The sequence below is a fragment of the Pseudomonas sp. BO3-4 genome (assembly GCF_034044115.1).
Lineage (GTDB): Bacteria > Pseudomonadota > Gammaproteobacteria > Pseudomonadales > Pseudomonadaceae > Aquipseudomonas > Aquipseudomonas alloputida.
Genome location: NZ_CP139018.1, coordinates 621,130 through 633,461 on the forward strand (window position 1 = coordinate 621,130; position 12,332 = coordinate 633,461).

9 protein-coding genes are annotated in these 12,332 nt (G+C 63.0%); 5 read left to right on the forward strand and 4 right to left on the reverse strand.

Annotated features, from left to right (window positions below):
- Positions 1–121 precede the first annotated feature (121 nt).
- The 4 genes from REH59_RS02830 (at position 122) to speA (ending at position 4,400) form a co-directional block, all read left to right on the forward strand.
- The gene (locus tag REH59_RS02830; protein WP_003255321.1) at positions 122–1,189 is read left to right on the forward strand and encodes a DUF2333 family protein; all 1,068 of its coding nucleotides are present in this window, start codon (positions 122–124) and stop codon (positions 1,187–1,189) included.
- Between the two features lie 2 nt (positions 1,190–1,191).
- Positions 1,192–1,725, forward strand: a complete 534-nt coding sequence (locus REH59_RS02835) for an NUDIX hydrolase (protein ID WP_003255319.1) — start codon at positions 1,192–1,194, stop codon at positions 1,723–1,725.
- Positions 1,726–1,964: 239 nt separating this feature from the next.
- Positions 1,965–2,336, forward strand: a complete 372-nt coding sequence (locus REH59_RS02840) for a translation initiation factor Sui1 (RefSeq protein WP_003255318.1) — start codon at positions 1,965–1,967, stop codon at positions 2,334–2,336.
- Between the two features lie 150 nt (positions 2,337–2,486).
- Positions 2,487–4,400, forward strand: coding sequence for an arginine decarboxylase (gene speA, locus REH59_RS02845; protein ID WP_003255317.1), 1,914 nt, complete (start codon positions 2,487–2,489; stop codon positions 4,398–4,400).
- A 35-nt stretch (positions 4,401–4,435) separates the two neighbouring features.
- Here the strand turns inward: speA and REH59_RS02850 are convergent, their stop codons facing one another.
- From REH59_RS02850 to REH59_RS02860, 3 genes are all read right to left on the reverse strand, one after another.
- Positions 4,436–4,768, reverse strand: a complete 333-nt coding sequence (locus tag REH59_RS02850) for a hypothetical protein (protein WP_014861035.1) — start codon at positions 4,766–4,768, stop codon at positions 4,436–4,438.
- A gap of 76 nt (positions 4,769–4,844) precedes the next feature.
- On the reverse strand, positions 4,845–5,231 hold the full coding sequence (locus REH59_RS02855) for a polymorphic toxin type 44 domain-containing protein (protein WP_172402827.1): 387 nt from the start codon (positions 5,229–5,231) through the stop codon (positions 4,845–4,847).
- Positions 5,232–5,327: 96 nt separating this feature from the next.
- Positions 5,328–6,683, reverse strand: coding sequence for an MATE family efflux transporter (locus tag REH59_RS02860; protein ID WP_014861036.1), 1,356 nt, complete (start codon positions 6,681–6,683; stop codon positions 5,328–5,330).
- 279 nt (positions 6,684–6,962) lie between these two features.
- On the opposite strand from REH59_RS02860, the gene REH59_RS02865 reads away from it, so the two are divergent.
- Positions 6,963–11,864 carry an alpha-2-macroglobulin family protein gene (locus REH59_RS02865; RefSeq protein WP_265536591.1) on the forward strand — a complete coding sequence of 1,634 codons (4,902 nt, stop codon included), beginning with the start codon at positions 6,963–6,965 and terminating at the stop codon, positions 11,862–11,864.
- 151 nt (positions 11,865–12,015) lie between these two features.
- Here REH59_RS02865 and REH59_RS02870 read toward each other — a convergent pair whose 3' ends face one another.
- Entirely contained in the window at positions 12,016–12,309 is a 294-nt protein-coding gene (locus REH59_RS02870; RefSeq protein ID WP_012270337.1) for a hypothetical protein, read from the reverse strand.
- Positions 12,310–12,332 lie beyond the last annotated feature (23 nt).

Consider the following 12,332-nt stretch of genomic DNA (forward strand, 5'->3'; position numbering starts at 1 on the left):
GGTCGCTTATGCGTACGGTGGTGTCTGCTTTATAGTGCAGCCATTCGGGCTTCCCGTGGCACGCTAGCGCAGGCCTGTGGTCAAAGCCCCTGAACCGTCGTGACTGATTAAGGACAAAGCCATGCTGGACTGGAAAAACCGCGAGGCCAAAGCCGAGCCCCGTGAGCGTGTCGACGGGCGCGGCGCTGCCGCCCGTAGCTACCTTGGCGGCCTTTGGAGCCGTGCCCTGGGGACCCTGATCGGGTTGTACCTGCTGGTGTGTATCGGCCTGGGCTGGTACTGGAGCCAGGAGCCTGCTCTGTTCCCGGTGCAGCAAAACGCCCAGGCCGCAGCCGAACGTACTGGCCAGCAGATGGTGGTGGGCTATACCACCGTCGAAACCCTCAAGACCGTGGCCGGCACCTTGCTGAACAAGCCGGGCGGCTACATTTCCAACGACCGCTTCCCGCCAGGGCTGTGGATGGACAACATGCCAAGCTGGGAATATGGCGTGCTGGTCCAGGTCCGCGACCTGTCCCGTGCCCTGCGTAAAGACTTCGCCCGTTCGCAGTCGCAGTCCACCGAAGACGCCGACCTGGCCAAGGCCGAGCCGCGCTTCAACTTCGACAACAAGAGCTGGATCCTGCCATCGAGCGAGTCGGAGTTCGAAGAGGGCATCAAGTCGCTGACCCGCTACCAGACCCGTCTGGCTGCCGGCGACAAGGGCGCTATCTTCTATACCCGCGCCGACAACCTGAACAACTGGCTGGGTGACGTGGCCACCCGTCTGGGCTCGCTGTCGCAGCGCCTGTCGGCCAGCGTTGGCCGGGTCAAGCTCAACACCACGCTGAAGACCGAGTCGGTCGTTGCCGGCCAGGCGCCGCAGGTGGATGAGGAGCTGGTGGAAACCCCATGGCTGCAGATCGACAACGTGTTCTATGAAGCCCGTGGCCAAGCCTGGGCGCTGTCGCATCTGCTGCGTGCTATCGAGGTGGACTTCGCCGACGTGCTGGCGAAGAAGAATGCCACCGTCAGCGTGCGTCAGATCATCCGTGAGCTGGAGGCCTCGCAAGAGCCGCTGTGGAGCCCGATGGTGCTCAACGGCAGTGGCTTCGGCATGTGGGCCAACCACTCGTTGGTCATGGCCAACTACATTTCCCGGGCCAACGCTGCGGTTATCGATCTGCGTCAGCTGCTGTCGCAGGGTTGATGATGGCTATCAGCCCAACCGAGGCCGCCCATCGGGCGGCTTCCGACCGCGAGCTGGTCACCTGGGTGGACGAAACCGACCAGGTACTGGGCGCCTTGCCCCGTGCCGAGCTGCGCGAGCGTGGCCTGATTGGCCGCTGCACGTTCATTCTGCTGTTCAACAGTGCCGGTGAATTGTGTGTACACCGGCGTACCCTGAGCAAGGCGCTGTACCCCGGGTATTGGGATGTGGCGGCGGGCGGCATGGTCACGGCCGGGGAAGCGTATGCCGAGTCGGCCGCGCGCGAGCTGGCCGAAGAGCTGGGCATCGAGGGCGCCGAGCTGCGCTTTCACGAGCGGTTCTACTTCGACCAGCCGGATAACCGCTTGTGGTGTGCGGTGTATTCGGCGGTGTCGGATGCACCGTTGCGGTTGCAGCCGGAAGAGGTGATCGAGGCGCGCTTCATCGGTCTGGAACAGGCTGAGCAGGAAAGCCTGAGCAAGCCTTATTGCCCGGACTCGTTGGCGGCGTTGCAGCGCTACAAGGCCACTTTGTAGGCTCGGGTTTGCCCGCGAAATACCGGCCCAGACACCCGTTTCGCAGGGCAAGGGCTTTGCCCTTGTTCGCGGGTAAACCCGCTCCTACACAACCGGCGTATTTATCGTTACACTGCGCGCCCTTTTCGGGCTGCCGCAATTCTTGCAGCAGTAGCGCCGCCCCTGCCAGAGTGGGGCTTCGCGGTCGGCCTCAACCCCAAGGCACGACCAGTTTTTGTCCTCAGCACCGAGGAACAAAAGTGGCCAAGAAAGCTTCTTCTTTTTCCGCCCTTGGCGGTCTCGTGTACTCCACCGACGCCGGTCGGCACTGCCCCGACTGTGGCCAGCCGGTGGACGCCTGCACCTGCAAGCAGCAAATCATCCCCGAAGGCGACGGCATTGCCCGCGTGCGCCGCGAAAGCAAAGGCCGTGGCGGCAAGACCGTGACCACTGTCACCGGCGTGCCGCTGCCGCCCGACCAGCTCAAGGAGCTGGCGACCACGCTCAAGCGCCGCTGCGGTACCGGCGGCGCCCTGAAGGACGGGGTTATCGAGATCCAGGGCGACCATGTCGAGCTGTTGATCGGCGAGCTGACCAAACAGGGTTTCAAGGCGAAAAAGTCCGGCGGCTGAGGCCATCGCACGATTTTTTGCCCAGCGCTTTCTAAACTCGTTCCCGTGGTCAGAGTCTATGCCTGAGCACGGATGAATCGTCATTTTCAGCTTTTACACTCGCCCCGCTGCCTGCGGGCAGTGTCTTCGACTTATCTATAGGGGACTTGAATGTCCGTACGACGCACACGCAAAGACGATGGTAGCCAATGGACCGTGGCCGACAGCCGCAGCGTTTATGGCATCCGCCATTGGGGCGCTGGCTATTTCGCCATCAATGAAGCCGGGCGCGTCGAAGTACGCCCCAACGGCCCTCAAAGCGCTCCGATCGACCTGTTCGAACAGGTCGACGAACTGCGCCAGAGCGGCTTGTCGCTGCCCTTGCTGGTGCGCTTCCCTGACATTCTGCAGGACCGTGTGCGCCAGCTGACCGGTGCCTTCGACGCCAACATCGCGCGCCTGGAATACCAGAGCCAGTACACCGCGCTGTACCCGATCAAGGTCAACCAGCAGGAAGCGGTGGTGGAAAACATCATCGCCACGCAAAACGTTTCCATCGGCCTGGAAGCCGGCTCCAAACCCGAGTTGCTGGCAGTGCTGGCGCTGGCGCCGAAGGGCGGCACCATCGTCTGCAACGGCTACAAGGACCGTGAGTTCATTCGCCTGGCACTGATGGGCCAGAAGCTTGGCCACAATGTGTTCATCGTCATCGAGAAAGAGTCGGAAGTGGCCCTGGTGATCGAAGAGGCCGCCGAGCTCAAGGTGAAACCACAGGTTGGCCTGCGCGTTCGCCTGTCGTCGTTGGCCTCGAGCAAGTGGGCCGACACCGGTGGCGAGAAGTCCAAGTTCGGTTTGTCCGCCGCTCAGTTGCTTTCGGTGGTGCAGCGCTTCCGCGATGCGGGCCTGGATCAGGGCATCCGCCTGCTGCACTTCCACATGGGTTCGCAGATCGCCAACCTGGCTGACTACCAGCACGGTTTCAAGGAAGCCATCCGTTATTACGGCGAACTGCGTGCGCTGGGCCTGCCGGTCGACCACATCGACGTGGGTGGCGGCCTGGGTGTGGACTACGACGGCACTCACTCGCGCAATGCCAGCTCGATCAACTACGACATGGACGACTACGCCGGCGTGGTGGTGGGCATGCTCAAGGAGTTCTGCGACGCACAGGGCCTGCCGCACCCGCACATCTTCTCGGAGAGTGGCCGTTCGCTGACCGCGCACCACGCCATGCTGGTGATCCAGGTCACCGATGTCGAGAAACACAATGACGACGTACCGACCATCGAGAACAAGGAAGCCCTGCCCGAGACCGTGCAGTGGCTGGTCGACCTGCTTGGCCCGACCGACATCGAGATGGTCACCGAGACCTACTGGCGCGCCACCCACTACATGGGTGATGTGGCCGCGCAGTACGCTGATGGCAAGATCAGCCTGGGTGAGAAGGCCTTGGCCGAGCAGTGCTATTTCGCCGTGTGCCGCCGCCTGCACAACTCGCTGAAAGCCCGCCAGCGCTCGCACCGCCAGGTGCTGGACGAGCTGAACGACAAGCTGGCCGACAAGTACATCTGCAACTTCTCGGTGTTCCAGAGCCTGCCAGACACCTGGGCCATCGGCCAGGTCCTGCCGATCATCCCGCTGCACCGCCTGGACGAAGAGCCGATGCGGCGTGCGGTATTGCAGGACCTGACTTGCGATTCCGACGGCAAGATCAACCAGTACGTTGACGAGCAGAGCATCGAAACCAGCATGCCGGTGCATGCGGTGAAGGAAGGCGAAGATTACCTGCTGGGCGTGTTCCTGGTGGGTGCCTACCAGGAAATCCTGGGTGACATGCACAACCTGTTCGGTGACACCGACTCGGTGAACATCTACCAGAATGCCGACGGCAGCGTGTACCACGCCGGTATCGAAACCCACGACACCATCGAAGACATGCTGCGCTACGTGCACCTGTCGCCGGAAGAGTTGATGACGCATTACCGCGACAAGGTCGCCAGCGCCAAGATCACTGCGCGTGAGCGGACCCAGTATCTGGATGCCTTGCGCCTGGGCTTGACCCGGTCTTCGTACCTGTCCTCCTGAAATGCAAAGGGGCCGTTGCGCGGCCCCTTTGACTATCACTCTCGGTGAGCCGTCGCGGTGAGTTCGATTGTAATGGGCAATACTGCGCCACCCTCTTCGAGAAGAGTGGTACTCGAATAGCTATAGACCTGCTCCTCAGTCCGCGCCGTTATTTTCAGGCCCTCCACGTGCAGCACGGCGCCCGATTGGCGAGTGACCAGGAAAGGCGTCAGCCTTTCAAGGCCCTTCAAGACCCGATCATCGTGCTGTTGTTTTTCAGCCACAAAGTACAAGTAGGTCAGCGGCACTGTCGCCCCACCAGCATCGCTGAGCACCTCATAAATGGCACTCTGCTTGCCAATTGGAGTTTCAGAAACAATCTTGGTCAACACAGGCCTTGCATCTCTGGAGAAGATCCATAGGGTTTGACCGAGGATAAGCAGAAGCAGGCAAGCAATCAGCCATCTAATACCCGTATGACTTGGCATATTCGATCCCTTTTTTGATCCATTCCTGATCCTCGGGGTCGTCGCCATAAGGGGAGCTGCCCCACCATGATCCAAATGCTGAATTACTGGTCCCCGCGCGGCTCTGTGCCCATCCCGCCCCCCTCAACAGGAATTCCTCCGAAAGGCCAGCAGCAGTTCCAGTTGCACCATAATTGAAATTACCTAAAGCCTCATATTGCCTTCCCTGTTGCTTGTAATCCCACTCGCCTCGATTACGAACCTTCGAATAGAACCACGACACTAGAAAAGCACTGCCGCCATTTTTAAAGTAGTTACGCTCTTTGCTTGCAGCGTGCATGTTGCTAAGTACTGAGACACCTGATGGCGCGGGTGGAGGGTACATGATGGCTCCTTGCTCATAGGCCGTTGGTGTGAGCCCCCTCCATGGGTTCTGCCTTTATCGGCCTGAGGCTTGGAAGCAGTCAATCGAGCATATTTTTCATATTGTGTTTCCGGGCCCTGTGACCCACTTGCCCTCCAGTTTCAGTTTCCATCCAACCCACCCCAACGTCACCGCCCGCAACCCCATGAACCCAAGAAACGCCATCCACAACCCATGGTTGCCCAACCCGCTCATGGCCAGTGCCACCGGCAGCGCAATCAACACCGAAACCAGCATTGCATTACGCATTTCCCGCGCCCGGGTCGCGCCGATGAACAACCCATCCAGCAAGTAACTCCACACCGCGATCAGCGGCAGCAACGCCAGGTAGGGCAAATACGGATAAGCCGCCGCCCGCACACTGTCGATGTCGGTCTGCAAGTCGATGAACAGGTGTCCACCCAGCAGGAACAGCCCGGCAAACCCCACGCTGGTGATCAGTGACCAACCACAAGCGACCACCAGCGAGCGGCGCAAGGTGTCGCGGTCACGGGCACCAATGGCATGGCCGCACAAGGCCTCCACCGCATGGGCCAGCCCATCCAGCGCATAGGCCGTCAGTAGCAGGCCATTGAGCAACAGGGCGTTGGCCGCCACGGTCGCTTCGCCCAGACGCGCGCCCTGCACGGTAATCAGCAGGAACACCAGTTGCAGCGCCAGGCTGCGCAGGAATATGTCGCGGTTCACCGCCAGCAGTGGCCTCCAGGCCTGCCAGCGCTTGAGCGCTGCCCACACGATCTGCCCCGGGTAAGCCCGCAGGGCCGGGCGGGTCAGGGCCAAACCGAGCAGGGCGGCACTCCATTCGGCAATTACCGACGCCCGCGCCGAGCCCAGTACACCCCAGTCCAGGCCCAGCACGAACCACAGGTTCAAGGCGATGTTCAGCAGGTTGGTGGTCAGCAGGATGGCCAGTGGCGCCCTGGCGTTCTGGGTGCCGAGGAACCAGCCGACCAGCGCGTAACTGGCCAGCGCCGCAGGCAGGCCAAGCAGGCGGGTATGGAAGAAGTCTTCGGTGGATTGCTGCAGGGCTGCGCTGGGTTGCATCGCATGGAGTGCGAGCTGGCTGAAGGGCAGGGCCAGCAGGCCGATCAACAGGGCGAAGCCGACCGCCAGCAGCAGCCCTTGCATCAGTACCTGGCGTAGCGCTGCACCGTCGCCACGGCCGGCGGCCTGGGCAGCGAAGCCGGTGGACCCCATGCGCAGGAAGCCCATCAGGCCGACCATGAAGGTGAACAAGGTGGCGCCCACGGCCACGGCGCCCAGTTGGTGGGCGTGCGGGAGATGACCGATGACCGTGCTGTCGACCAGCGCCACCAGCGGTACCGAGATGTTGGACAGGATCATCGGCGCGGCCAGCGCCCAGACCTTGCGGTGGGTGGGGCGGTGGCGCCAGTCGGCAGCGAGTTGGGGCATGTGCATTCCATGAGATTTTGGGGCCGCTGTGTGCCCCTTCGCGGGCTTGCTCGCTCCCACAGGAAAGTGTTGCTCTTGCGGCCGGCGCCAAACCTGTGGGAGCGGGCAAGCCCGCGAAGGGACGCCATGCGGCCCCTTTAACGAATGGCCACAGTGTAACGACCAGGCAACCATTTAGCGCGACCATGGTCTGACCTGGCGCGCAACGCCGGGTGCTGCACCTGACGTTGCGCTATAGTTGCTGCCCTCACGTACACGCTGCCCAAGAGTTCCTATCTCATGTTCAACAAAGGATTGTTGCTGGCCTGCGCGCTGGCGTTGCTCAGTGCCTGTGACTCTTCCACGTCGGGCAAACCGGCGCCGGTCGAGAAAACCGTGGCGCCCGCGCCCGCCGAAACCCCCGCCCCCAAGCGTGAGGACCCGGCCGTGCTCGCCAAGCGCTACGAGGGCCGCGAACTCACGGTGCTGGACGTGTCGGAAGTGCAGCTCGATGGCGCGGCAACGCTGTCGATCAGCTTCTCAGCACCGCTGGATGCCAAGCAGGACTTCGCTACCAAGGTGCACCTGGTCGACACCGTCAAGGGTAAGCTAGATGGCGCCTGGGAACTCTCCGACAACCAGATGGAGCTGCGCCTGCGCCACCTGGAGCCGCAGCGCAAGCTGGTGCTGACCGTCGACAAGGGGCTGCTGGCAGTCAACGGCAAGCAGCTGGACAGCGAGTCGATCACCCGCCTGGAAACCCGCGACATGCAGCCGACCATCGGCTTTGCCAGCCGCGGCTCGCTGCTGCCTACCCGCCTGGCAGAAGGCCTGCCGGTGATTGCTCTGAACGTCGACAAAGTGGATGTCGAGTTCTTCCGCGTCAAGCCAGACATGCTCTCGACCTTCCTGGCCAACTGGGGACGCAACAGCAGCCTGTACTACTACCAGTCCAAGGAAACCCTGGACATGGCCGAGCTGGTCTACAGCGGCCGCTTCGATCTAAACCCGGCGCGCAACACGCGCGAGACCGTGTTGCTGCCGATTGCCGGCATCAAGCCGTTGCAGGCGCCAGGCGTGTACCTGGCAGTGATGCGCGCCTCGGGTACCTACGATTATTCTCAGCCGGCAACCCTGTTCACCCTCAGCGACATCGGCGTGTCGGCCCACCGCTACCGCGACCGCATTGACGTGTTTGCTCAAGCCCTGGAAGGCGGCAAGGCGCTGAGCGGCGTCAACCTGGAAATCCATGACGAAAAGGGCAAGCTGCTGGCCCAGGCCACCAGCGATGGCAAGGGGCATGCCCAGCTGCCGATCACGCCCAAGGCCGATACCCTGATCGCCACCCAGGGCGTGCATACCACGCTGCTGCGCCTGAACACCGCAGCCCTGGACCTGGCCGAATTCGACATCACCGGGCCTCAGGCCAACCCCCTGCAGTTCTTCATCTTCGGCCCGCGTGACCTGTACCGCCCGGGTGAGACGGTGCTGCTCAACGGCCTGCTGCGCGACCAGGACGGCAAGCCGGTCAAAGCCCAGCCGGTGAGCGTGGAAGTGCGTCGCCCGGATGAACAGGTGAGCCGCAAGTTCGTCTGGGAAGCCGACAGCAATGGCTTGTACCAATACCAGTTGCAACTGGCCACCGAGGCCCCGACTGGCCGTTGGCAACTGCTGCTCGACCTGGGTGGCGGGCGCAAGCAGGTCTATGAATTCCTCGTTGAAGACTTCCTGCCCGAGCGCCTGGCGCTGGAGCTCAAGGGCAGCAACACACCGCTTTCGCCGGATGAAGATGCGCGTATCCAGGTCAATGGCCGTTACCTCTATGGTGCGCCGGCCGCCGGCAACCGCCTGAGCGGTCAGGCCTATGTACGCCCGCTGCGCGAGGCAGTACCGGCGTTGCCTGGCTACCAGTTCGGCTCGGTCACCGAAACCGATCTGAACCAGGACCTGGAACTGGACGAAGTCACCCTTGACCAGGCCGGCAAGGCGGTGGTCGATATCGAAAGCCGTTGGGCCGAAGCCCGCTCTCCGCTGCAACTGACCGTGCAGGCCAGCCTGCAGGAGTCGGGTGGCCGGCCGATCACCCGGCGCCTGGAGCAGCCTATCTGGCCGGCTGAGCGCCTGCCGGGCCTGCGAGGCCTGTTCGAAGGTGAGGAGACCGATAGCGACGGGCCCGTGGAATTCGAATTCCTGGTGGCCGACCGCGACGGTAACAAACTGGCGGCCGACGCGCTCAAGGTGCGCCTTGTTCGCGAACGCCGCGATTACTACTGGAATTACTCGCAAAGCGACGGCTGGAGCTACGCCTACAACGAGAAGTTCCTGACCCAGAACGAAGAGACGATCAGCGTCAAGGCAGGTTCCACCGCCAAACTCAGCTTCCAGGTTGAGTGGGGCCCGTACCGCGTCGAGGTCGAAGACCCGCAGACCGGTCTGGTGTCCAGTGAGCGCTTCTGGGCCGGCTACCGTGCCCAGGACAACGCTGAGGGCGGCGCGGTGCGGCCGGACCAGGTCAAGCTGGCGCTGGACAAACCCTCCTACACCGATGGCGCTACTGCCAAGGTCACCGTCACCCCGCCCGCTGCGGGCAGCGGCTACCTGATGATCGGGTCCAGCGATGGCCCGCTGTGGTGGCAGGAGATCGATGTGCCCGCCGAGGGCAAGACCTTTGACGTGCAACTGGACAAGGCCTGGGCCCGTCACGACCTGTACATCAGCGCGCTGGTTATCCGCCCTGGTGAGCGCAAGGCCAATGCCACGCCCAAGCGCGCCGTGGGCGTGCTGCACCTGCCGCTGGACCGCGCCGAGCGCAAGCTTGCGCTGAGCCTGCAGGCGCCGGAAAAAATGCGCCCGAAACAGCCTTTGACAGTGAAAGTAAAGGCCGCCAACGCCGATGGCAGTGTGCCCAAGCAGGTGCATGTGTTGTTGTCGGCGGTGGACGTGGGCATCCTCAACATCACCGATTTCAAAACCCCCGACCCGTTCGCCAGCCTGTTCGGGCGCAAGGCCTATGGTGCCGATCAACTGGACATCTACGGCCAGTTGATAGAGGCCGGCCAAGGCCGCCTGGCCAGCCTGGCGTTCGGTGGTGACGCAGCGATGGCCAAGGGGGGCAAGCGACCCAACACTACGGTAACCATCGTCGCCCAGCAGAGCCTGCCGGTGACGCTGGACGACAAGGGTGAGGGCCAGGCCACGGTCGACATCCCCGACTTCAACGGTGAACTGCGGCTGATGGCGCAGGCCTGGACCGAAGAGCACTTCGGCATGGCCGAAGGCAAGACCGTGGTCGCCGCGCCGTTGATTGCCGAGCTTTCGGCCCCGCGCTTCCTGGCCGGTGGCGACCGTACCAGCCTGGCACTGGACCTGGCCAACCTGTCCGGCCGCGCCCAGCAACTGAGCGTCGAAATCACCACGGATGGGCAACTGAGCCTGGCGGCCAATGCCGTGCAGAGCGTTAACCTGGCCGAAGGGCAGCGCTCGACGCTGATGATTCCGGTGCAGGCCCAGGGGGGGCTGGGGCAGGGCAAGGTGCATGTCCGGGTGACGGGCCTGCAACTGCCGAACGAGCCGGTCAATGCGTTCGAACGTGAGTGGACGCTGGGCGTGCGCCCGGCCTACCCGGCAATGCTCAAGCACTACCGTGTGGCCTTGAAGGACCAGCCGTGGACTCTGCCCGAAGCAGACCTGGCCGCCTTCGAACCCGCAGGCCTGGAAGCCAGCCTGGCCTTGTCGAGCCGGCCGCCGCTGAACCTTGCCGAGCAGATTCGCGCGCTGCAAGCCTACCCCTACGGCTGCCTCGAACAGACCACCAGCGGCCTGTACCCCTCGCTGTACGCCGATGCCGACAGCCTCAAGCGCCTTGGCATCAAGGGCGAGCCGGCGGATGTGCGCAAACGCAAGATCGAAATGGGCATCGAGCACCTGCTGGGGATGCAGCGCTACAACGGCAGCTTTGGCCTGTGGAGTTCGGACAGCGAGGAAGAGTACTGGCTGACCGCCTATGTGACTGACTTCCTGCTGCGTGCCCGTGACCAAGGGTATGGCGTACCCGCCGAGGCATTGAAGAAGGCCAGTGAGCGCCTGCTGCGTTACCTGCAGGAACGCAACCTGATCGAAGTGGACTACAGCGAAAATGCCGACCACACGCGCTTTGCGGTGCAGGCCTACGCGGCGCTGGTGCTGTCGCGCAGCCAGCAGGCGCCGTTGGGTGCCCTGCGCGGGCTGTTCGAACGTCGCGCTGATGCCCGCTCCGGTCTGCCGCTGGTACAACTGGCAGTGGCGCTGGACAAAATGGGCGACAAACCGCGTGCCGAGCAAGCCTTGCAGGCGGGCCTGGGCATCAGCCGTGGCAAAGGCTGGCTGGCCGATTATGGCAGCGCCCTGCGTGACCAGGCACTGATCCTGGCGCTGCTGCAGGAAAGCAACCTGGCCAGCAGCCAGGTCGATCAGCGCCTGTTCGCCTTGTCGGATGAACTGGCGGCCAACCGTTGGCTGTCGACCCAAGAGCGCAATGCACTGTTCCTCGCTGGCCGTGGCCTGCTGGGCAAGCCGGAAGGCCAGTGGCAGGCACGCCTGGACAGCGCGGGTGAAGTGCGCGAGTTGAACAATGCCGAGGCCGGTATGAAGCTGGAAGGCCCGTTACTGGCCTCGCCTCTGAGCGTGCAGAATGAAGGCAACGAGACGCTGTACCAGCAACTGACCTTGTCCGGCTACCCACGACAGGCACCTGCTGCTGGCGGCAACGGCCTGCAGATTCACAGAGAGTACCTGGGCATGAATGGCCAGCCGCTGGACCTGCACAACCTGCGCAGTGGCGACCTTGTGCTGGTGCACCTGGCGCTCAAAGCTGAGGACCGCGTGCCGGATGCGTTGGTGGTGGACCTGCTGCCGGCCGGCCTGGAGCTGGAAAACCAGAACCTGGCTCAAAGCGCCGCCAGCCTGGACAACGCCAGCAGTGCAGTGAAGGCGTGGCGCGAGTCGATGCAGAATGCCAGCGTGGTGCATCAGGAGTACCGTGATGACCGTTATGTTGCCGCGCTCAAGCTTGACGGCTATGGCACCACCCACCTGCTGTACCTGGCGCGAGCAGTGACCCCGGGCACCTACCGCGTGCCGCCGCCGCAGGTCGAGTCGATGTATCGGCCGAACCTGCAGGCCGTGGGCGATGGGCAAGGGGAGATGACGGTGAAGGCCCGCTAGAGGCCCGCTCTACGCGGACAATGTGGGAGCGGCCTTGCGTCGCGATAGGGCCGCAAAGCGGCCCCGACAATTCAAGCGGCGAAGCTGAAAGCCTGGGGCTGCTGTGCAGCCCTGTCGCGACGCAAGGCCGCTCCCACAAAGACCGCGCAGATCAGTGGATCACCCAGCTCATCACCCACAGCCCCAGCACCAGCCAGATGATTCCGAGGATGATCGAGGCGCGCATGAATGCGCGGATTGCCGAGTACAGCAGCATCAGGCCGATGATCAGGGCCAGGATGCTCAGCAGCGAAGTGTCCATGCCCAAGGTGCGCGCCAGGCCATCGATGAAGTTGCCACCGGCATTGGCCAGCAGGTTGAACAACCCGCTCAATGCGTCGACGATGAAGCGGATCAACGACCCCAGTGCCTGGCCCAGCCACTCGAAAAAACCTTCTACATGCATAGTTGCTTCCTGATGAAAAAATC

Excerpts from the sequence above, each read along its gene's own strand:
- REH59_RS02830 (WP_003255321.1), top strand. The coding sequence starts at position 122 with ATGCTGGACTGGAAAAACCGCGAGGCCAAAGCCGAGCCCCGTGAGCGT.
- REH59_RS02835 (WP_003255319.1), top strand. The coding sequence starts at position 1,192 with ATGGCTATCAGCCCAACCGAGGCCGCCCATCGGGCGGCTTCCGACCGC.
- speA (WP_003255317.1), top strand. The coding sequence starts at position 2,487 with ATGTCCGTACGACGCACACGCAAAGACGATGGTAGCCAATGGACCGTG.
- REH59_RS02855 (WP_172402827.1), bottom strand. The coding sequence starts at position 5,231 with ATGTACCCTCCACCCGCGCCATCAGGTGTCTCAGTACTTAGCAACATG.
- REH59_RS02860 (WP_014861036.1), bottom strand. The coding sequence starts at position 6,683 with ATGCCCCAACTCGCTGCCGACTGGCGCCACCGCCCCACCCACCGCAAG.
- REH59_RS02865 (WP_265536591.1), top strand. The coding sequence starts at position 6,963 with ATGTTCAACAAAGGATTGTTGCTGGCCTGCGCGCTGGCGTTGCTCAGT.
- REH59_RS02870 (WP_012270337.1), bottom strand. The coding sequence starts at position 12,309 with ATGCATGTAGAAGGTTTTTTCGAGTGGCTGGGCCAGGCACTGGGGTCG.